At 60.2% G+C, this 23,107-nt stretch carries 12 protein-coding genes; 11 read left to right on the forward strand and 1 reads right to left on the reverse strand.

What is annotated here, in order from left to right:
* Nucleotides 1-222: 222 nt before the first annotated feature.
* From carA to AB5202_RS08040, 6 genes are all read left to right on the forward strand, one after another.
* The gene (carA, locus tag AB5202_RS08015; RefSeq protein ID WP_368144196.1) at nt 223-1,653 is read left to right on the forward strand and encodes a glutamine-hydrolyzing carbamoyl-phosphate synthase small subunit; all 1,431 of its coding nucleotides are present in this window, start codon (nt 223-225) and stop codon (nt 1,651-1,653) included.
* Nucleotide 1,654: 1 nt separating this feature from the next.
* Nucleotides 1,655-4,969: a carbamoyl-phosphate synthase large subunit gene (gene carB, locus AB5202_RS08020; RefSeq protein WP_368144195.1), complete on the forward strand. Its 3,315-nt coding sequence runs from the start codon at nt 1,655-1,657 to the stop codon at nt 4,967-4,969.
* A gap of 920 nt (nt 4,970-5,889) precedes the next feature.
* Nucleotides 5,890-12,300: a discoidin domain-containing protein gene (locus AB5202_RS08025; protein ID WP_368144194.1), complete on the forward strand. Its 6,411-nt coding sequence runs from the start codon at nt 5,890-5,892 to the stop codon at nt 12,298-12,300.
* Nucleotides 12,301-12,589: 289 nt separating this feature from the next.
* On the forward strand, nt 12,590-13,054 hold the full coding sequence (gene purE, locus AB5202_RS08030; protein WP_368144193.1) for a 5-(carboxyamino)imidazole ribonucleotide mutase: 465 nt from the start codon (nt 12,590-12,592) through the stop codon (nt 13,052-13,054).
* 36 nt (nt 13,055-13,090) lie between these two features.
* On the forward strand, nt 13,091-14,089 hold the full coding sequence (locus AB5202_RS08035) for a class B sortase (RefSeq protein ID WP_368144192.1): 999 nt from the start codon (nt 13,091-13,093) through the stop codon (nt 14,087-14,089).
* A 50-nt stretch (nt 14,090-14,139) separates the two neighbouring features.
* Nucleotides 14,140-14,559 carry a molybdenum cofactor biosynthesis protein MoaE gene (locus AB5202_RS08040; RefSeq protein ID WP_229042267.1) on the forward strand — a complete coding sequence of 140 codons (420 nt, stop codon included), beginning with the start codon at nt 14,140-14,142 and terminating at the stop codon, nt 14,557-14,559.
* A 99-nt stretch (nt 14,560-14,658) separates the two neighbouring features.
* On the opposite strand, the gene AB5202_RS08045 is transcribed toward AB5202_RS08040, so the two are convergent.
* Nucleotides 14,659-15,888, reverse strand: a complete 1,230-nt coding sequence (locus AB5202_RS08045) for a putative ABC transporter permease (RefSeq protein ID WP_215673625.1) — start codon at nt 15,886-15,888, stop codon at nt 14,659-14,661.
* A 285-nt stretch (nt 15,889-16,173) separates the two neighbouring features.
* On the opposite strand from AB5202_RS08045, the gene AB5202_RS08050 reads away from it, so the two are divergent.
* The 5 genes from AB5202_RS08050 (at nt 16,174) to AB5202_RS08070 (ending at nt 23,082) form a co-directional block, all read left to right on the forward strand.
* Nucleotides 16,174-17,844: an amidophosphoribosyltransferase gene (locus AB5202_RS08050; protein ID WP_215673624.1), complete on the forward strand. Its 1,671-nt coding sequence runs from the start codon at nt 16,174-16,176 to the stop codon at nt 17,842-17,844.
* 157 nt (nt 17,845-18,001) lie between these two features.
* Entirely contained in the window at nt 18,002-19,105 is a 1,104-nt protein-coding gene (purM, locus tag AB5202_RS08055; protein WP_368144190.1) for a phosphoribosylformylglycinamidine cyclo-ligase, read from the forward strand.
* The gene (gene purN, locus AB5202_RS08060) at nt 19,095-19,793 is read left to right on the forward strand and encodes a phosphoribosylglycinamide formyltransferase (RefSeq protein WP_368147507.1); all 699 of its coding nucleotides are present in this window, start codon (nt 19,095-19,097) and stop codon (nt 19,791-19,793) included. Before purM ends, purN begins: the two co-directional genes overlap by 11 nt.
* A 450-nt stretch (nt 19,794-20,243) precedes the next feature.
* The gene (locus AB5202_RS08065) at nt 20,244-21,461 is read left to right on the forward strand and encodes a zinc-ribbon domain-containing protein (RefSeq protein WP_215693865.1); all 1,218 of its coding nucleotides are present in this window, start codon (nt 20,244-20,246) and stop codon (nt 21,459-21,461) included.
* 1 nt (nt 21,462) lies between these two features.
* A complete protein-coding gene (locus AB5202_RS08070; protein WP_368144188.1) occupies nt 21,463-23,082 on the forward strand; it encodes a hypothetical protein in 1,620 nt (539 codons plus the stop codon).
* Nucleotides 23,083-23,107: the final 25 nt, after the last annotated feature.

The following is a 23,107-nucleotide window of genomic DNA, read 5'->3' on the forward strand; positions in this document are numbered from 1 at the left end:
GTCAACGATATGGCACCGTGGGGACACATGTATGTCAATCCTGGTCTAACAGAGCCTTTTTTAATCCCCGTCCCAGAGAAATCATTATGCATAGAAAGTCATAATTATCATTTCGTAAACATTTCGATGAAATTAACGCCATGAGGCATGCTTGCGGTTACAATACCGCGAGGCCTAACCACATACCTTTAAGCCGGTCCTGTGAGACCGGGAAGGAGAATTATGGCGAACAACCATACCGCGGGCACTGCCGCCCGCACCTTCGCGCCCAGCGAACTTTGCCAGCGTATGCTGGCCAAAACCAGCAAGGGCACCTGCGGTCCCTGCATCCTGTATCTTGAGGATGGGACCATTTTTTATGGACGTGCATGCGGCGCCGAGGGCACCGCGACCGGCGAAGTCTGCTTCAACACCTCGCTCGAGGGCTACTTTGAGGTCATGACCGACCCGAGTTATGCCGGCCAAATCGTAACCATGACCTATCCGCAGATCGGCAACTACGGTATCGACGAGACCGACGTCCAGTCGGCCTTCCCCGGCGACGACGTGCGCCCTACGAGCGCTCCGGCTATGCGCGGCATGATCGTTCGCGACATGTGCGCCACGCCTTCTAACTGGCGCTCGGCCGTGAGCGTGCCGGAGTACCTGCGCGCTCACGGCATCGTCGCTATCGAGGGTGTCGACACCCGCGCTCTGGTACGCCATCTGCGCGACAATGGTTCCAAGATGGGCATTATCTCGACCGAGATCTTCGACGTCGACGAGCTTGCCGAGCGTCTGGCCGCAGCGCCCACGCTGGTAGGCGAGAACCTGGTGAAGACCGTAAGTTGCCCCGCGCCTCACGAGTTTGTGGCCGCCGACCTGCCTGCCACGCATGACTTTGCACTTGCGGTTGCCGCTCCTGCCCGTCACAAAGTGGTCGCCTACGACTGCGGCGTCAAGCGCGGCATTCTGGAGGGCCTGGTCCGCGCCGGCTGCGACCTTACCGTCGTGCCGTGGGACACGCCCGCGAGTGAGGTGCTCGACATGAATCCCGACGGCGTCTTTTTGTCCAATGGCCCCGGCGACCCCGACGCTGTGGTGGAGACCTACGAGCAGGTGCAGCAGCTGATCTGCAAGGTGCCGGTCTTTGGTATTTGTCTTGGTCACCAGATGATCAGCCTGGCCTGCGGTGCCCAGATGGAAAAGCTTAAGTTCGGTCACCGCGGTGGCAACCAGCCGGTCATGAACCTGGTAAGCCGTCGCGTGGAGATCACCGCGCAAAACCATGGCTTTGGCCTGCTGTTCCCCAGCTTGGGCAAGCTTGTCCCCGAGCTTTCCGGCGGCGAGACCGAGCATGCGGCCGATGGAGATCTGCGGGTCTGGGTGCGCCGCGGAATCGCGCCGGTCGTGATGAACAAGCGCTTTGGCCGCATTCGCCTAACACATGTGAACCTCAACGACGGCACCGCCGAGGGCATCCAGCTGCTCGACGCCCCGTGCTTCTCGGTCCAGTATCACCCCGAGGCCTCGCCTGGCCCCACCGATGCCCACTATCTCTTTACCGCCTTTACGCGACTCATGGACGGCGAGGAGAACTACCTGGACATCGACACCGCGAAGGACCGCCTGGCTGGCTGGAATTTCGCCGAGACTGAGACCGAGGAGAACTAACATGCCGAAACGTACTGACATCAAGCGTATCCTCGTTATTGGTTCGGGCCCCATCGTCATTGGCCAGGCCTGCGAGTTCGACTACTCCGGCGCCCAGGCCTGCAAGGTGCTCAAGGAGGATGGCTTTGAGGTCATCCTGGTCAACTCCAACCCGGCGACCATCATGACCGACCCGGGTCTTGCCGATCGCACCTATGTCGAGCCCATCACCGCCGAGTTTATCGAGCGCGTAATCAAGAAAGAGCGCCCGGACGCGCTGCTGCCCACGCTGGGCGGCCAGACCGGCCTGAACGCCGCCGTTGAGCTGGCAAAGGACGGTACGCTCGACAAGTATGGCGTCGAGATGATCGGCTGCGACCTGGCCGCCATTGAGCGCGGTGAGGATCGCAAGCTCTTTAACGAGGCCATGGCCGAGATCGGCCTGGAGGTTGCGCGCTCGGGCTATGCCTACAGCGTGGCCGACGCCGAGGCCATCGCCGAGCGCGTGGGCTATCCCTGCGTACTGCGCCCGAGCTTTACCCTCGGCGGCGCCGGCGGCGGCATCGCTCACACCCACGAGGAGCTCGTCTCCATCGTGAGCCAGGGCCTGGAACTCTCGCCCGCCCACGAGGTGCTGGTCGAGGAGTCCATCGAGGGTTGGAAAGAGTATGAGATGGAGGTCATGCGTGATCACGCCGGCAACGGCATCATCGTGTGCTCCATCGAGAATCTCGACCCCATGGGCGTGCATACCGGCGACTCCATCACCGTGGCGCCGGCACAGACCCTCTCCGACCTTGAGTATCAGCGCATGCGCGTGGCCTCGCTCGCCATTCTGGAGAAGATCGGCGTCGAGACCGGTGGCTCCAACGTGCAGTTTGCCGTGAACCCCAACACCGGCCGCCTGATCGTCATCGAGATGAACCCGCGTGTGAGCCGCTCGTCCGCATTGGCCTCCAAGGCCACGGGCTTCCCCATCGCCAAAGCTGCTGCTCGCCTGGCCGTGGGCTATACGCTCGACGAGATCGTCAACGACATCACCAAGGCAACGCCCGCCTGCTTTGAGCCCACGATCGACTACTGTGTGGTCAAGGTGCCGCGCTTTGCCTTCGAGAAGTTCAAGGGTACCGACCCCACGCTCACCACGCGCATGAAGGCCGTGGGCGAGATCATGGCGATCGGCCGCACCTTTGAGGAGGCCTTCGGCAAGGCCATGCGCTCGCTGGAGGACGGTCACCAGGGCATTTGCGCCGGTGGCAAGGAGGGTGCCGACAAGCTGAGTGACGACGAGCTCGCCCAGGCTGTGGCCACCCCGACCGAGCACCGCATCTTCTTTGTGGTCGAGGCCCTGCGTCGCGGCTGGGATGTCGCGCACATCCATGCCATCTGCGGTATCGATCCGTGGTATCTCAACCGTATCAACGACATGGTTCAGGTTCAGGAGGGCATCCGCGGCCTGCGTGTGGAGGATATCGACGCCGACGCGATGCGTCTGCTCAAGCAGTACGGTACGAGCGACGCCGAGATCGCCGCGCTGACCAGCTCGGACGAGCGCTTTGTGCGCGCCTATCGCAAGGGTCTGGGCGTGGTTCCCAGCATGAAGACGGTCGATACCTGCGCTGCGGAGTTCTCGAGCGCCACGGAGTACCACTACAAGACGTACGAGAACATCTACCGCACGAGCCCGGATGCCAAGAAGTGCGTGGCTCCCGACGAGACCACGCCGGCGGACAAGCCCAAGGCGATGATCCTGGGCGCCGGCCCCAACCGCATTGGCCAAGGTATCGAGTTCGATTACTGCTGTGTGCACGCGAGCTACGCGCTGGCGGCCCGCGGCTTCGAGACCATCATGGTCAACTGCAATCCCGAGACCGTCTCGACTGACTACGACACGTCCGACCGCTTGTACTTTGAGCCGCTCACCTACGAGGACGTCATGGATGTCATCGACGTTGAGCGCCCCGATGGCGTCGTGGTGACGCTTGGCGGCCAGACCCCGCTTAAGCTGGCGCGCATGCTCGAGGAGAGCGGCGTGAACATCATGGGCACCAAGCCCGATGCCATCGACTTTGCCGAGGACCGCGAGCGCTTCGCCGCTCTGCTCGACAAGCTGGGCATCATGTACCCGCCGGCGGGCCAGGCCACCTCGTTTGAGGAGGCCGAGGCCGTTGCCGCGCACATCGGCTACCCGCTGCTGGTGCGTCCGAGCTACGTGCTGGGCGGCCGCGGCATGATGATCGCCTACGATGCCGAGCATCTGCGCGATTACATGGCCGAGGCTGCGCGCATTAGCCCCGACTACCCGGTGTACCTGGACCGCTTCCTGGAGGGTGCGATCGAGTCCGATGTCGACGCCCTGTGCGATGGCGAAAAGGTCTATATCGGCGGCATTCTGGAGCATATCGAGGAGGCCGGTATTCACTCCGGCGACTCTGCGACCTGCATCCCGCCGTTCAGCTTTAGCGAGAGCCTGCAGGCAAAGCTTCGCGAGACCACGCGCCGCATCGCGATGGCGCTGGGCGTACGCGGCCTGGTCAATGTGCAGTATGCCATCAAGGGCGAGACCGTCTACGTGATCGAGGCAAACCCGCGCGCGAGCCGCACCGTGCCGTTTATCTCCAAGGCCACCGGCGTGCCGCTGGCCAAGTGCGCGGCGCGTATCATGGCAGGCGATTCCATCGCGAGCCTGGGCCTGCCGAGCGACGAGCGCCAGCTGGACTGGTTCTGCATGAAGGAAGCCGTTATGCCCTGGGGTCGTTTCCCGGGCGCTGACGTTATCCTGGGGCCCGAGATGAAGTCGACGGGCGAGGTCATGGGTATCGCTAAGAGCTATCCCGAGGCATACGCCAAGACGCAGCTGGCGATTGACTACAAGCTGCCCGACCCGAGCGCCGGCAAGGTGTTCATCAGCGTGTGCGACCGTGACAAGCGCCACATCCTTTCGGTCGCGCGTATCCTGCGCTACCTGGGCTTTGATATCTGCTCCACCGAGGGCACGGCGCGCGTGCTGCGCGGCGGCAACGTGACCTGCGAGGTCGTGGAGAAGATTAGCGGCCCGCACGACGGCGAGCGTCCCAACATCGGTGACCTGATCGCCGATGGCAAGATCGCGGTGATCGTCAATACGCCGTACGGTCCGGGCTCGCGTGGCGATGGCTACCTGCTACGTACCGAGGCCGTGCGTCGCGGCGTGACCTGCGTGACGGCGATGTCTGCCGCCAACACCTACGTGAGCGCCATCGAGGCGGTGCGCGAGGACCAGCAGGGTCACGGCAGCGCCAACGACATGGGCATGGACGTCATCGCCCTGCAGGACCTGCCGCAGCACACGGTGTAGTTGACCTGTCCGGCCGGGGCGGGAGGGGCCGAGATTTCCCCCTTTCGCTCCGGCTGCAAGCAGAGTCGCTCAGGAGGAAACTCGGCCCCTCCCGCCCCGGCCTACGGTGACTCGGGTGCACCGTGTGCTGCCGAAGGGACTTTGCGCGATGACTAGGGCTGGATAAAAAAGAGAGTGTGGGCAGAGCCCACGTTTTGTATGGGGTCCTCCGGTGAATTGCATTCACCGGAGGACCTTTTTGTGGCTGGCTGAGAGTGCCGCTGGACAGTTAGTTCAGATTTGTATTTTTGTGAGGGTGGAAAAGGCCGATTTGAGCTCAAATGAGCCGTTCTTGGCGGTCTGATGCGACAAGGATGCGCAGTCAGGAATGAGAAAAGGGCGTCATTGGGTCTAAAACGGCTTCAAAACGATACGTTTGCACGTAAGGACCCGGCCAAAAAATACAAATCTGAACTAACTGTCCACCACCCTCCGTCAACCTCTCATTCCAAACCAAATCAGCCAACGTACGTCATAGCAATCTCCGGTAGGTCGCAGGACGGCGGTCGAGCTTTTCTCTCGGGAAACTTCGCGAAGCCCAGTTCCCGAGGGAAAGGTATGGTCTGTGTAATACCAGATAAACAGTACATTTTTGCTAGATTGGTATTTGACTGAAGAACCAATTGGTATGGCTTATTAAGCCCACCTTGCCGTTGACGCTCATTTTACTGTCGCTGGGAGAATTCCGAACTTGGATGCGCAAGTGCTCCCATATATTGATATGACCTAGTAGGTGGCTATCTGGTTACTACCAGTTGGCCCCTTGGTAACGGGTGGCCCCATTGTGCGGAATGTACCGAACATCCCCGTTTGATACGTTTTCTCATGCTGCCGGGGGGGGCGCCCTCGGCGCCTTAGCATCTCGGAAGAAAGGAGACCAGGTGCGCAGGAATTCCATTTTTACGAAACGGTGGGTGAAGGGAAGTGCGGTCCTCGTTGCCACTGCAGCGACGCTCGTGTTTGCCAATCCCCAGCAGGCGATTGCCACGCCACTCAAGGGCGTCGACTCGGCGACCGTGTCCCAGTCTGCCTCGAATGTCGTCGACATCGATTTCGCTGACGGCATCAAGGGCCGTATTACGTTCCTCGAGGACGGTATTTTCCGTTATAACGTCGACCCCAAGGGTGAGTTTTCCGATTACGCCACGCCGCGCAGTAAGTCCCACACGGCTAAAATCCAGGCTCAGCCCGATACCTCGGACACCTACAGCAAGCCGAGCGCGACGGTTGCCGACAAGGGCGACACTATCGAGATCACCGGCGGAAAGGCGACCGTGATCCTGGACAAGGCGACTGGCAAGATGAGTATCAAGTCAGGCGACCGTGTCGTGGTTTCCGAGTCCGCGTCCCTCGACCTTGATAAGAAGGGTACCGTCCAGACGCTCGCCAAGGAGAAGTCCGAGAACTTCTTTGGCGGCGGCACCCAGAACGGACGCTTCCTGCACACCAACCAGACCATCGCCATCTCCAACACGAACAACTGGACCGATGGCGGCGTTGCCTCGCCCAACCCGTTTTATTGGACGAGTGACGGCTACGGCGTACTCCGAAACACGTTTGCAGAGGGTTCCTACGACTTCGGTTCCACGGACTCATCGACGGTCACGACTTTGCACAGCGAGAATGAGTTTGATGCCTACTACTTCGTGGCGACCAACGAGGGCGCTTCGAACGTGGCAACCGAGATGCTGCAGGACTACTACAAGGTGACCGGTAACCCGGTACTGCTGCCCGAGTACGGGTTCTACCTTGGTCATCTTAATGCCTACAACCGTGATGGCTGGTCAACGACCTCGGGTCAAAAGAAGTGGGAGACCAAGGGCAGCAAGTCCTCGAGCGAGAAGGGCGACGTTAAGTACGAGTCTGGCATGTCGACGGGCTACAAGCTCGACGGCACACTTGCGGCCGAGACGCTCAACGGTGAGGGCCCTTCGGTTGATACCGAGAACATGAAAGCGACCGATTTCGACCGCCAGTTCTCTGCTCGGCAGGTTATCGATGACTACGAGGACAACGACATGCCGCTCGGTTGGTTCCTGCCGAACGACGGCTACGGCGCCGGCTATGGCCAGAACGGTTACTACAAGACCGGCGGCGTCAACTCCGACGGAACGAGCTCGGCTGACCGTCTTAACGCTGTGCGTGCCAATGTCGACAACCTTAAGAAGTTCACCGAGTATGCCAACTCCAAGGGTGTGAGCACGGGCTTGTGGACCCAGTCCAACCTTGAGCCCGACAGCAACTCCGAGACCCCGTGGCACCTGCTTCGCGACTTCGACGCCGAGGTCAAGACGGGAGGCATCTCTACCCTTAAGACCGACGTCGCCTGGGTTGGATCTGGCTACTCCTTTGGTCTTAATGGCATCAAGACAGCTTATGACACGGTGACGACCGGCGCCAACAAGCGCCCCAACATCATCACGCTCGATGGCTGGGCCGGCACGCAGCGCTTTGGCGGCATTTGGACCGGCGACCAGTATGGCGGTAACTGGGAGTACATTCGCTTCCATATCCCCACGTATATCGGTCAGAGTCTTTCGGGCAACCCCAACATCGGCTCCGACATGGATGGCATCTTTGGCGGCGACCCCATCATCTCTGCGCGTGACTACCAGTGGAAGACGTTCACGCCCTCTATGCTCGATATGGACGGTTGGGGCACCTACCGCAAATCGCCCATGACGCACGGCGATCCCTACACAGGCATCTCGCGCTTCTACCTCAAGCTCAAGGCGCAGCTCATGCCCTATATCTACACGAGCGCGGCCTCGGCGGCCAACATCGACACGGGTAACGGCGATGCCGGCCTGCCCATGATCCGCGCCATGCTGCTTTCCGACAACTCCGAGTACGCCGCAAGCACTTCGACGCAGTACCAGTATATGTTCGGTGAGAACTTCCTAGTGGCACCGGTGTATCAGGATACCCAGGCAGATGAGAACGGCAACGACATTCGCAATGGGATTTACCTCCCCAACTACGGCACCGACGAGAATCCCACCATCTGGATCGACTACTTCTCGGGTAAGCAGTATCGCGGCGGCCAGGTTCTCAACAACTACGAGGCTCCGCTTTGGAAGCTGCCGCTGTTTGTGAAGGCCAACGCTATCGTGCCGATGTACGCCGAGAACAACAACCCCGAGGCCGTGAGCGACACCAACACCAAGGGTACCGACCGCAGCCAGCGTATCGTCGAATTCTTCGCCACCGAGGGCGACGGCACCTTTACGCAGTACGAGGACGACGGCTCCTCCATCGAGAACAACACGACTGAGGACGATTCCTACGGTACGATCGACAATATCTCCTACGGTGAGCATGTGAGCACCGTCTACAGATCCGAGGCCGCAGGCGGCACCGCGACCTTTACCGCCGAGGCCTCGCAGGGCGGCTACAGCGGCTACGACTCCAACCGCACCACGACCTTTGTGGCCAACGTCTCCGCCAAGCCCACGAGCGTCTCCGCCAAGAACGGCGGATCCGCGCTCAACGTGGTTGAGGTCGACTCGCAGGAGGCCTTTGACGCCGCGACCCCCGAGGCCGGCCAGGCGGTCTACTTCTACAACGAGACCCCCAACCTCAACCACTACGGTAGCGACGCAGGCAGCACCGAGGCCGAGCAGGGCGAGAGCTTCAACAACACCAAGATCACCACGAATCCCAAGGTCTACGTCAAGTTCGCGAAGACCGATGTCGCCACGGCAGCGCAGACGCTCGAACTGGGCGATTTCGTGAACGCCGATGCCACGCTCGCGGCCGACCGCTTCAACGAGAGCCTCTCCGCACCCGCGAACCTTGCTGCCCCCGAGGACGCCACGACCCCCACGAGCATTAAGCTCACCTGGGGGAAGGTCGATGGTGCTACCTCCTACGACCTTAAGGTAGACGGCACTGTGTTCGCCGTGGGCGATGCGGCAGAATTCACGCATACCGATCTTGCCTACAACAGCAAGCATACCTACCAGATTCGTTCGCGCAACGCCGATGGCTACTCCGCATGGAGCGACGTGCTTGAGGCGAACTCTGCGCTCGACCCGTGGCGGAACGTGCCTGAGGCCGAGGAAATCACTTGGGAGGGCTCGCTCTACGGTAGCCATAAGGCCGAACTCGCCTTCGACCATGAGTTCCAGTCGGGCGACGGCGGTTTCCACTCCGGTGGCAACGATCTGGGCAAGGCGCTTACCGTTGACTACGGTCGCGCTTACAAGCTCGACAAGCTCGAGTACTATCCGCGCGATGATGCCGGTAACGGCACTGTGACCAAGATGCGCATCGAGACGAGCCTCGACGGCGTGCATTGGACGACGCAGGAGGTCGACTGGGAGCGCTCCGCCGCTTGCAAGACGGTGGCGTTCGACGGCGCCGTGGCCGCGCGCTACGTGCGTATGACGCCGCTCGCGTCCGTGGGCAACTTCTTCTCCGCCTCCGAGATCGCCATCTACAAGACCGACGGCACGGACGGCTTCGCCGTGGGCTCCAACCTCAACAAGGCCACGGTCTCCGACGGCGACTACTCCAACATGAAGAATTACCTGGGTCTTGAGAACCGCGAGCCCGACACCTCGACGTTCGACTCCCAGATCCGCGCCCACTTCGCCGACCTCAACGGCAACGGCGTCTACGACGTGTACGACTACTCCTTCACCATGGCGGCGCTCGACGGCGGCACCAAGCAAAAGGGCAAGGCTGCTGGCACCCTCGCGGTGATCCCGAGCAAGATGGAGGTCGAGGCCGGCGACGAGATCACGGTCGACGTCTACGCCACCGACGCCGAGAACGTCAACGCGCTCGGTGCGCTCGTCAACTTCAACAGCGACCAGTTCGAGTATGTCTCCGAGAGCATCGCGCAGGATGCGTCGACGGCGGGCATGGAGAACCTCTCGCGCGAGAAAGTGCAGTTCACGGATGGCCACCAGACCATCAACCTGGCCTTCGCCAACCGCGGCGACGCCAAGCTCTTCAACAGTACTGGTGTGGTCGCGAGCTTTAAACTCAAGGCTAAGACGGCCGGCAAGGTCGAGCTGCCCTCGACGTCTTGGCTCGTCGGCCCGGCGTGCGACGCGCTCGAGTTCGTGAGTGATGGCACCGTGACGATGCCCGGTGTCCCGCAGCCCACCAAGTCCGAGTACGGCCGCGACGCCTTTGACATCACGATGACCAACGACGAGCTCCCCACCGACGACGGCACCAACGTCGAGAAGCTCATCCAGCAGAAGAGCTATGACGGACTGTTCGACAACAATGAGGGCGGCAACGACTTCGAGTTCCTGTGGAACTATGAGCCCAACTGGATCGACGGCAAGATGCCGACCTACGTCAAGCTGCCCGCCACGATGACGTTCGCCTTCAAGACGCCGTCGAAACTCGATAGTGTCGAGGTCGTTAACCGCAACGGTGGCAACGGCACCGTGCAGAAGATTAAGTCCGTCGTGACGTTCGAGGACGGCTCGACCCAGGAGTTCTCGGGCGGAAGCTTTGATTCCTATCAGGCTCGCTACGCCTTTGGCCTCTCTGCCGAGAACAAGGGCAAGAAGGCGACCAAGGTCGAGATCACGCCGCTTGAGGCATCGGGTGACCAGATGCTCACGCTGCGCGAGATCAACTTCAACTACACACAGGGTGTCGAGGCCATCGAGGGTGTCGAACTGGGCAAGAACCAGACCGAGTTCTTCGAGGGCGATGTGACGCTCGTCGACGCCAAGGCCACGCCCGAGAGCGCCGGCTACCCCTATGTGACGGTCGAGAGCTCCGATCCTTCTGTGGTGAGCGTCTCCGCTGTCCAGGCCGGCGATAGCGTGAGCTACTACCTGCGCGCCAACAAGGCCGGCAAGGCAACGATCACGGTGGCGTCGGTGCTCGATCCCTCCAAGACCGCATCCTATGAGGTCGAGGTCAAGGCTGGTGTCGACACCTCTGCGCTCATGGCAGCGCTTTCCAAGGCCGCGGGCTACAGCGAGTCCGTCTACACCAAGGATTCCTATGCAGCCCTCACCGCTGCGGTCGAGGCGGCTCAGAAGCTCCTCGATGGCGGCCAGGGCAGCTATAGCAAGAAGGATGTCGCAGACGCCACGGCCAAGATCGAGAAGGCAATCGACGGCCTCAAGATGCGCCCCGTCGATGAGAAGAGCCTCATCAACACGCCCGAGAACCGTGAGAACGTCAAGGTGACCGGCTTCTCGAGCGAGGCCGACTATGAGGGCAGCAACGCCGTCAACGCTCTTGACGGCGATGAGCAGACGCTCTGGCACAGCGACTGGGCCTATAAGGCCGGTATGCCCCAGTACCTGACCGTCGACCTGGGCCGCGACTACGATCTCACCGACGTCACGTTCCTGCCGCGCCAGGACGGCGGCACGAACGGCGATATCTTTGAGGCCGAGGTGCTGGTTTCCGACACCGCCGACGGTTATGAGATGGGCACCGCCACGTCGATGGGTACGTTTACCTTCGACAACGACGGCCGCGTGCTCACCGACCGTGGCGACTGGAAGCAGATGAGCTTTGGTGCCGCGCGCGGTCGCTACGTGACCGTCAAGGTGCTCCACGCCGGCGGTGGCAGCGTTGACGCCTACTGCAGCATGGCGGAGCTCAAGTTCTACGGTACGGCCGTTCCCAATCCGGTGGCGAAGGACGACCTCACTGCCGCGATTGAAAAGGTTGATGCCGAGGTTGCAGCCGGCGACCTTAAGGCCAGCGACTACACCGAGGCTTCCTGGACCGCGTTCCAGAACGCCTTGGCGAGCGCCCGCGCCATCCTGAACGACGAGAACGCCACGCAGGACGAGGTCGACCAGGCACTCAAGGCACTCGAGAGTGCTCGCGACGCGCTTGAGAAGACTCCGGTGACCCCGGTCGAGAACCCGACCAAGAAGCAGCTCAAGGCCTTGGTCAAGCAGGCGAAGGAGACTGACACCAGGGGCAAGACGGACGAGTCTGTCAAGGCCCTGACGGATGCCATTACCTACGCCGAGGACGTCTTGGGTGATGAGAATGCTTCCGACATCCAGCTCCAGGCGGCCTATGACCAGCTCAAGCTGGCCATTGAGAGCCTCAAGGATGCCGATTCCGGCAACCAGGGCGGCTCGGGCAACCAGGGTTCCGGCAATGGCTCAAACGGCGGCAACCAGGCGGGCAAGCCCGCAGGCGACAAGGCCCAGGGCAGCAAGAAGAGCGGTTCGGCGATCCCCAATACCGGCGACCAGACGGCGGCGACCGTCGCGGCCGTCGGTGGTCTTGGCGCCATCATCGCCGCGATCGGCGCTTTCTTCCATCGTCGCAGCAAGGCTAAGTAGTCCCAGCGACAACTAAGCAAACGTGCCCGCCGCTCCGTCAAGGACGGCGGGCATTGCTTTATTATTTCAGCCAACGTACGTCATGGCAATATCCGGTAGGTCGCAGGGCGCTTCGCGGGCGGGCCAGGCTCTATCTGAACGACTTTGCGAAGCAACCGGAGTGAAGATAAAGCCTGGCCCGCCCGCGAAGCGCCACAGAGACCGCAGGGACGGGAGCAGCTATACTACTCTCAGTAGTTAAGGGTCGCGGATTCGCCGCGTCACCGCTCTCAACAGGAGGTCTTTGTTTATGGCAGATCAGAAGCCGGTTGTCGGGATCATCATGGGCTCCAAGTCCGATCTGGGCGTTATGGAAGGTTGCACTGCCGAGCTCGAGGCACTGGGCGTGCCCTATGAGCTCGTCATTGCAAGCGCGCATCGCACGCCGGCGAAGGTCCATGAGTGGGCCTCGACTGCTGCCGACCGCGGCATCAAGGTGATTATCGCCGCCGCCGGCAAGGCTGCTCACCTGGGTGGTGTCGTGGCTGCGTTTACGCCGCTGCCGGTTATCGGCGTGCCTATGAAGACGAGCGATCTGGGTGGTATGGACTCGCTGCTGTCGATGGTGCAGATGCCTTCGGGCGTGCCCGTTGCCTGTGTGGCCATCAACGGTGCCAAGAACGCTGCCATTTACGCCACGCAGATTCTGGGCGCATGCGACCCCGAGTACCGCAAGGTTATCAAGAAGATGAAGCAGGAGATGGCTGACGCCTAAGCGCTCTGCCAGTCCATTTGTAGCATAAGGAGAGCCATGTCCGACTATCAGGGAAAGCGTTTTTCGGCTTCTCGGATTCCCGATCCAGCCAAGTCGGGAGCAGCCCGCGTGCCGCAGCAGGGTCGGATATCCTCTCCTCAGCAGCCACGCGCGCCGCGCCCCGTGACGCCGGCGAAGCATCGTCGTCAGGATGCACCTGCTGCATATCGCCCCTCGTCATACAGTGCGGCCAAGAAGTCGCCTCGCTCTTCGGCGCATACCGCGCCATCGAGCTATACCGAGCCGCCGCGCAAAAAGCGCCGCTCCGTCATTCCCATTCTGCTCATCATCATCGGCATTGGCCTGATCGTTGCTGCGGCCGCCATCTTTATCAACGCGCAGATTGGCTATAAGCAGGCGAGCGAGTCGTATCAAAAAATCGAAAAGCAATATGTGAGCGACAAGGACGCCAGTGGCGTGCCAATTATCGACTTCAATGCGCTTGCCCAGACAAATCACGAGGTTGTGGGTTGGATTTACGCGCCCGGCACCAATATCAACTACCCCGTGGTGCAGACCAACAACAACTCCAAGTACCTTAACACGCTGTTTGACGGTACGGCCAATGCGTCGGGCGCCATCTTTTTGGATAGCGACGATACCGCGCCGGGCATGGTGGATCAGCAGACCACGATTTACGGTCATCATATGAACGACGGTTCGATGTTCAACGTGATTTCGGATACGACCGATCAAGCGACGTTCGACAGCATGGACTACGTGTACTACATCACACGTGACGCGACGTATAAGCTGCGTCCGCTGGCGACCAAGGTGGTCGAGGACACGTATGCCAAGGCGCGCACGCCCAACTTTGAGGGCGATGACGGACTGAAGAATTATCTGTCCGAGATGCTCGACGGTGCCTCTGCCGTGGCGAGCGATGCCAGCGATCGTGCCGCTTCGGCAACCAAGGTCGTAACGCTTGTGACCTGCCGTTCGCTGTCATTTAGCAATACGCGCGCCGTCATGGTGCTCACGCCGGTCGAGGAATAAAGTGTCCGGGCCCCGTCCCAAAAAGACTACCCTGGAAATCAAAAGGAGAAATGATGCTTGAAAGCGGCAAATCGATGCCTTCGGTTGATGCTTGGCTGCGCGAAGCCAAGGCCGATGTTTCGGCGGCTGATTGTGGGATGTACCTGACACACAACGGCGTGGTGCGTGCGACGCCCAAGGCCGAGGTGCGTGGGGTCGAGACAGATGGTGTGGCGCCTGGGCATAAGGTGGGCGGCATGGTGTTTGGCTTCGATGCCGAAAAGGTGCAGGCCGCTATCGAGGCAACGCGCGCGATGCCGGGTATCGGCTATGTGCGCGTGTGGCTGGCGAGTGGCGAGCTTACCGTGGGCGACGACATCATGCTCGTACTCATTGGCGGAGACATTCGCCCGCATGTCGTCGATGCGCTGCAGGCGCTCGTCGGTACCATCAAAAATGAGTGTGTGAGCGAGGTCGAGCGCGAGGCGTAAGGCCGGCAGCAGCACTCGCCAACAAAAAGCCCGCTGGCAGTTCAATCAGTCTGCCAGTGGGCTTTTCTGTGCGTTGAAAAATCTCGGCATTGCGTGGCGCTACACGCGCGTCGCATCCTTGGGGCTCATGGTCATGCTCTGGAAGCGGTTCTCCATGTAATCGTTATCGAAATACTTGCCGTAGAACTGCGCGACGGGAATATCCGGCTCCGTGCCGTTGACGCGCTGGTACCAGTAGTCGAGCGACTGTAGCGTCATGATGCCGTCGACCAGCATAATGACGGTAAAGATGACGGTAGCCGAGTAGCGGCTTTTCCACGGAATCATGTTGATGAGCTTGAGCAGCCTCGGCAGCAGCAGCTTGATCCAGATAAGGCCACCCAGGCCCCACAGGCAGGCAAAGCCCGTGCAGGTGCGTCCGCCCGTAAGGACGGCGAGTGGGTCGGGCATGCCGAACAGCTTCATGTGCGAGTAGCTCCACGAGACCACGCCAAATGAGGTCTGCATAAACCAGCCCACGAACACCTCAAAGCTCGCGCCGAGCACAGCGCTTACCAGGAAAATGATGATGGGGTTCTTTTTATAGAAGCGGTTGAGCACCATGGTCATGAGTACGGCACCAAAGCCATAGATGGGGCTGAAGGGACCAAACAGCATGCCGGCGCGGTCCTGGTAGACGCCTGGATCGTCGACCGTCATGTGCCAGATGTCCTCGGCGATCAGGCCGAGCACGCAGCAGACGAGGAATACCCAGAACAGGTTGAAGTAGTTGAGCTTGATGTAGCCCTCGCCGGTTTCATCGCGGCCGAGCATACCCTCGTCGGCGGCGTCGCGGTCGAGCATCTCCTGCAGGCGGCGCTGGAGTTCGCGCTCCTGGCGCAGCGTGGGGTCGACGGTGGCCGAAAGCGCGATGAGGATACCGAGCTGAATAGCGGGACGAAGCAAGAAGAGCCCGATACCCTGGAGCATCACGTCGACCAAAAGCTCGACGACGGTGAATGCAATAAGGATGTAGGACAGGCGGGCGGCGTTGCGGCGCTGGTTTTTGATAAGGTCCAGGCCAAAGATGATCAGGATGACGGCACTTGCCGCAGAGAGCATGATGCCGGCGACGATGAGTCCAACCGAGACCAGCATATTGTCGCCGAGTTTTTCGGCGGCGTTGCCGTTGATGAGCGCGGTGATGACCTGCCACATAAAGGCGGCGACCGACGGGAGTGTGCCCACGCCGGACAGGATGCACAGGACGGCGTACACTTTAATGATGAGGGGAATCTTCTTGACCTCCGTGGCGCTGGGGACGCTGGGGTCGAGTTCGTTTCGATCCATACAGAACCTTTCTCGCTTTGTCCTAGGTTACTAGGATACGCCGCCGACCTGCCAAAAGACAGGACGAACGTCCCAATTGCAACTTTGTAATCCCCAACGGTGGACGCGGCGGCCATCTGGGGGCGCGGGCGCTTGCACTGGGCAGACCGATAAAATGTTTGGCCGCAAAACGGATTATTAGCTCGGTGGGCTTTTAAAAAGCGCTGCTCATGCGCTGGGGAGCGCGTCGCGCCGTGCGTATAATAAGGCGGGTAACGCCAAAATACGAGGCTCTGAGGGGATGCCATGTCTCAAGAAACCATCCGCGCGGCCGAGCGTGCCGCGGGACAGGTGAACACCATGTCGACGTATGATCCGGACTCCGACCAGCTGCATGAGGAATGCGGCGTTTTTGGTGTGTGGGCGCCCGATCGCGACGTGGCTCGACTGACGTACTTTGGCCTGCGTGCACTGCAGCACCGTGGCCAAGAATCGGCGGGAATCGCCGTTGGTGACGGCGGTACGGTTATGGTCCGCAAGGATCTGGGCCTGCTCGACCGCGTGTTCTCCAATGCCGACTTGTCGACGCTCTCCGGTCAGCTGGCCGTGGGTCATGTGCGCTACGGCACCGCCGGCGCCAAGAGCTGGGAAGCCTCTCAGCCGCACCTCTCTACCATCAATAGCGTCATTATCGCGCTCGCGCACAACGGCACCCTCGTCAACACCGACGAGCTGCGTCGCCAGCTGATCGAGCTGGGCGTACCGTTCCTCTCCAACTCGGATTCCGAGGTCGCGACCAAACTCATCGGCTACTTTACTCAGCGTACTGGCCATCTGCGCGAGGGCATTCGCAAGACCATGGAGCTCGTGCGCGGCGGCTACGCCATGACACTCATCAACGAGCAGGCGCTCTACGCATTCCGCGACCCGCACGGCATTCGCCCGCTCGTGCTGGGCAAGCTCGTGGACGAGGGCCTGGATCAGGCCGACGCCGCATCCGTTTCGCAGCTGCCGTCGCAGGACGGCGCCGCGACGGTCGACGCCACCACCCATGTCACCCGCGCCGGCGGCTGGGTCGTCGCCTCCGAGACTTGTGCGCTCGACATTGTGGGCGCGGAGTACGTCCGCGACGTCCGTCCCGGCGAGATTTTGCGCATCAGCGCCGAGGGCCTTGTGTCTGAGCAAGGCGTGCCTGCCGCCGAAGAGCCTGCTAACTGCATCTTTGAGCAGGTCTACTTCGCTCGCCCCGACTCCATCATGAACGGCAAGAGCGTCTACGCCTGCCGCTATGACATGGGTCGTCAGCTGGCACATGAGGAGCCCGTCGAGGCCGACCTGGTCATCGGCGTGCCCGACTCCGGCCTGCCGCCCGCGGAGGGGTATTCGCACGAGAGCGGTATTCCCTTTGGCGAGGGCCTTATCAAGAATCGCTATGTGGGCCGTACGTTTATCGAGCCTACGCAGGAGCTGCGTGCCATGGGCGTGCGTATGAAGCTCAACCCGCTGCGCGACAACATCGAGGGCAAGCGCCTGGTCGTCATCGACGACTCCATCGTCCGCGGCACCACCATGGTGCAGCTCGTCAAGATGCTGCGCAACGCCGGCGCCAAGGAGATTCATATCCGCATCAACTCGCCCGAGGTCATCTGGCCGTGCTTCTACGGCATCGATACCGACGTGCAGTCGCAGCTTATCAGCGCCAACAAGACGGTCGACGAGATTTGCGAGTATATCGGCGCCGATTCGCTGGCCTTCCTTTCGGTCGAGGGCCTGCTGAAGGTCATGCCCAAGGGCGGCTACTGCGACGCGTGCTTTACCGGACGCTACCCCGTGGCGATTCCCGAGAGCTTTGGCCGCGACAAGTTCATGGAGGGCTTTAAGCCCCGCAACCTGGACAAGCCGCTGCACTTTGACGACGACGCCGTGGTCGAGAAATACGACGACCGCAGCTGGGAAGAGGAGCACGGCGAGGCCTAAAGCCTGCCATGTAGGGACAGGTTTATTTTGGTAGGTTTTACCTGCCGTTTTGTTGATATGACGGCGCGTGCTGTTATGGCTCGCGCCAAAATGAACGCAACTATGAGCACCGTTTGGCGCCCGCGCGGCACCACGGTAGTGGGAGAGGAAGGCTCAGATGAGCGACAGCAAGCATGTGACGTACGAGGACGCCGGCGTCGATACCGCCGAGGGCGGCCGCGCCGTCGACGCTATTAAGCAGATGGTCAAGGACACCAACCGCCCCGAGGTTATCGGCGGCATCGGTGGCTTTGGTGGCCTGTTCTCGGCCGCCGCGCTTAAGGATATGGAAGACCCGATCTTGATCAGCGGTACCGACGGCGTGGGCACCAAGCTCGTGCTCGCCCAGATCATGGACCGTCACGAGACGGTGGGTCAGGACCTGGTCGCCATGTGCGTCAATGACATTTTGGCTTCGGGCGCCGAGCCGCTGTTCTTCCTGGATTACGTTGCCATCGGTCACATTGAGGCCGAGCACATGGCAAAGATCATCAAGGGCGTGGCCGACGGCTGCAAGCTCGCGGGTTGCGCGCTCGTGGGCGGCGAGATGGCCGAACACCCGGGCGTCATGGCCCCCGCCGATTACGACCTCGCCGGCTTTACCGTGGGCGTCGTCGATCGTCCCAAGATGCTCGACCACGCGAACGTTCGCCCCGGCGATGTGATCCTGGGCCTGCCCTCCACCGGCGTGCACTCCAACGGATACTCACTCGTGCGCAAGGTTATCGGTGTCGACGGCATCAAGCCGGGCACGCCCGAGGCTGCCGCTAAGGCCGAGGAGCTGAGTCGTCCGCTCGAGGAGCTCGGCGGTGCTTCGCTGGCCGACGCCCTGCTGGCTCCCACGCGCATTTATGTGAAGCCGATTCTGGAGCTGCTCCACGGTGGCGCCAACGTTCATGCCATTGCCCATATCACCGGCGGCGGTATTACCGAGAACCTCAACCGCGCGCTCGCCGACGACGTCGATGCCGTGGTCACCCGCAACGGCGCCAAGATGGGCTGGGATGTTCCGCCCGTCATCACCTACGTGTCGCGTCAGGCCGAGCTCGCGCCCAACGAGGCATGCAAGACCTTCAACATGGGCGTCGGCCTGTGCCTGATTGTCGCCCCCGAGGACGAGGCTGCCGTGACCGAGGCCCTGGTCGCTCTGGGCGAGAAGCCGTTCCGCGTGGGCGAGTGCGTCGAGGGTTCCGGTAAGGTCGTGTACTCCGATGAGCGCTAACGAGCAGATGGCTGCTGCCGAGGGTCTGGGTTTTGTGCCCTACACCCGTCCGACCGGCACCGATACGGCCGAGCCGCTCAAGATCGGCGTGCTCATCAGCGGTTCGGGTACCAACCTGCAGGCGCTGATCGACCTGATCGCCGCCGGCAAGCTCAACGCCTCGATTGAGCTTGTGGTGTCGAGCCGTCCTTCGGCCAAGGGCTTGCAGCGTGCCGAGCGCGCGGGCATCCAGACACTCACGCTGTCCAAGGATGTCTACGCCGACCCCATCGCAGCCGACGAGATCATCGCGCATGAGCTGCTCGAGCGCGGCTGCGAGTACGTGGTGATGGCCGGTTACATGCGCATGGTGCACACGCCGCTGCTGGCGGCGTTCCCCAACCGCGTGGTCAACCTGCATCCGGCACTGCTGCCGAGCTTTACCGGTGCCCATGCGATCGACGATGCGTTTGCGCGCGGCGTCAAGGTGACCGGCGTGACCGTGCACTTTGCCAACGAGATCTACGACAACGGTCCCATCATCGCCCAGCGTGCGCTGGCTGTTGAGGAGGGCTGGGACGTCGACACGCTCGAGGAGCACATCCACGCGATCGAGCATGTGCTGTATCCCGAGGTCGTGCAGATGCTCGCCGACGGGCGCGTCCACGTGCTGGAGAGCGGCAAGGTCGCAATTGATGCAGCGCGCTAGCGCGTGCAAACGGGTCACCTAGGTTTCTCTGAGGCGTAAACGACTATAAAGCCGATTGGGGCATATGGAATCACATGTGCCCCAATCGGCTTTTACTATCTCTTTGACTTCGGGCTCCTGATAACGTGACGGGTGGGACTTCGGAAAATGAGGGCGGTTGGCCGCGAGCATGATATGGATATCAGCGGCGATTTCTCCATCTCGGCAAAAAATGGCTTCAAGTTGAGCATCGGCTCGGACTTCGAGGGGGCGGACCTGTTCAGCGAAAATTCTTACACTGACACTCATGCCATGAGCCAGGATAACTAGCCGGTATAGGGTCACTTGAGTGGGTATGCGTCTGTTCAAGCGGTCCATTGGCTTGCTTAAGAAATGGTTAAACTACGTAGCGTACAGCACGTGAGTAACTTACGACTCAGTGAGACTAAAGGGAATCGGAGAAGAAAGCCCATGTTTTGCCCCAAATGCGGTAGCAAGATCAGTGACGATGCGCGGTACTGTACCGAATGCGGGCTGCCCTTGGAAGGACTCTCGGGTAAAACTGCGGCCGAGGAAGGGTCCGGCGCCGAGCCGCTGGCGCGAGAATCCTCGTCCGCTGAAGTCATGTTGGAGTCTGCAAATACCGAAACGGACTCTGCGATAGGATCCGCGAATGTCGAGTCCACAGCAGAACCGAGTCCCGAGCCGGTCTCGAAGACCGCGGGTAGCGGTCACTCCCAGATGTACAACCTCTTTATGCAACGCTGTCAGGTCGGTAACCGCCTGGTGCCGCAGTTTGCTATCATGATCGCCGCATTTATCGCCGCGGCAGGCATCGCTTACGCTGCTTTCATTCTCTACAAGAACGTCATCGAGCCCAATCTCCAGCAGCAATCCGTGCAACAGGAGCAAGCGACCGAAAGACCCAAGAAGGACGAGGGGGCGGCCGAAGAAGTTGTCTATACGTTGGAGGCAAAGTCATTGACGGTGTCTGCTCCGGTCGACCCTATGCTCAATCAGGGCGAGCGGACTGACGTGGAATGGTCCTATCCGCAACTTAAGAGCTCCGCCAAAGACGACGTCGCAGACAAAATTAACAAGGCGATTCTCGAGCCCCTTCAAATTGATGCGGAGCGAACGAATCGAGCATCAGATAATGAGCAATCAGATGCTGAGCTGTACCCCGACGGCGAATTTCCCTGCATATCGAGAAACGTGACGGTTACGTACATGGATGAGAACTATTTTTGTATCCGTGACGAGCGCTATTCGACGGGATGGGGTCCGCATGGCGACACGTATGTGACTGGTGTTATTTTTGATTTGCATACGGGTGATACTGTCAGCCCTCAGGACATGTTTGGCATTGATACCGAGGATCTTGCCAGTTCTATGAGTTCGGCAGTTTGGCCGTATCTTACGGAAATGGGCAGAGAGTATCCGTCTGATTACAATTCTATGCTCATGCGGAGCAATTCCTCAGACTATTCAATCAAGGGCTCAACATGCTTGTATGTGACATCCAAGGGACTGGTGTATCGCACCGAAGACTATGAGCTCGGTACTTTTGCGGACGGCAATTGCGAGATTTTGGTTGCGTCTTGGGATGATGGGTCTCAAGTGGGGTCCGAAGTAACCCCCGATGAGGTCAAGGACGGTACAACGGTGAAAGTCGATAAGGAGGACTAACATGTTCTGTCCCAACTGTGGATTTGAGCTTGATGGCGATTTGCGATACTGCACCGAGTGCGGCTATGCACTCGAAGATGCAAAGGCGGTGCTGAACTCTGTCAGCAACGAAGTGGCAGAAGAACCTTCCGTTATCAATGAGGCTGCGGAAGAGATTTTCGCTAGCGACGAAACGGAGAAGGAGCCTTTCGCCGGTGCCGAGGCGGGGGAGGAAAAGTCGCCCGTGGAGAGCGAGCCCGTAGCGGACGAAGAAGACGACCAACCTAAAGACGACGTGTCGTCCGGTGCAACGCCTTCGATTCCAGCCGTGCGTGCCGACCGACCAAAACTGAGCAATCCGGTCGCCAAGCCCGTCGCTGCGCCAGCCCCTGCTCCTGCGGCGAATGCATCCGCACAGAAAAAGGAGCCCAAGGCGCTCTATATCGTTGGTGTCGTCGTTGGCCTGGCAGTCATTGCCATCTTTAGCTACCTGCTGTTCTTTAGCAAGTCCGGCGGCGACGTTGCCCATTACGGCCAGGACAAGGCCATCGTGGTGGTCCAAGAATCCAAGATCACCCCGACCGACGCAAAGGGCGAGAAACTCAAGAAGTACTCGGTGACCCTGAACGGCGACAACGGCTACAGCACCAATGCTGAGGTTAAGGGTGACGAGGGCTTCACGGTAAGCCAGTTTCCCGATGTTAAACCGGGGAAATATACCCTCACCGTTAAGGACTCCAAGTCAAAAGTCGAGTGGAGTATTCCCGTCAAAGTCGTCGATAACTCTAAATCCGCTGATGCCGTAAAAGAGGTTTCCCTCGAGGTGCCTAAGGCCAACGAGGCCGATACAAAGACAGGCGAAGGCGACAAGAAGGATGGAGGCACCGCTGCGGACAATACCGCTACGCATGCCGCTTACAAGCAAAAGTGCCAGGAATACCTCGCGTGCTATGGAGAGCCGCAAATTGCTGAGGTGACTGATTCTGTCTATGCGATGCGAGGGCTTTGTCTTGTCGACCTCGTTGATTTTGATCAGGATGGCCAGCCTGAGCTCTTGACCGTTGTGAACGGTATGAGCGATGCCGAACTAAAGAGTGCCTGGAATGGAGATATGGAGGGACTTCAGAAGTCCTACACCGTAGAGGTTTGGTCGTCAGCTGATGGTGGCATCAAGAGGCTTTACAGTCAAAATTGGCTTGATAACAGCAACGGAGGAACGATGTTTCTTCCGCTGATTAAAGCGGATGGCGGCAGCATCCTCGTAAGCCAAAGAACATATGAGATGAGCAATGCTATTACGGCATTGCTTGCTGGAAGGCAGGTTTTGGCCGGGGACAATACTTCGGTATATGGCAAGAAAAGCGATGCTTTTTCGCTTGTAAGCAACTACGAGTCCTGGGGAGTTGCGCCGAGCGAGGGCAATGGCTACGAATACTATTGTGCGTCGGAGGGCAAGGAAATTTCCGAGACGGACTATAATGCCCTATATCAGCAATTTGGCTATGGGCACAATTACCGGACATATTATTTCCTTGATTTTTCAACCTCAGGTTACGGCACTATTTCGGGGGAATCCCACGTCGATCCCAATCAAGTTGCGGCAGTCACCAAAGATACGCTCAAAAAGGTGGGAATCGAATAAAAACTGAAAGGGGCTTGGAAAACTG

The organism is Collinsella aerofaciens (genome assembly GCF_040915545.1).
GTDB lineage: Bacteria > Actinomycetota > Coriobacteriia > Coriobacteriales > Coriobacteriaceae > Collinsella > Collinsella aerofaciens_BE.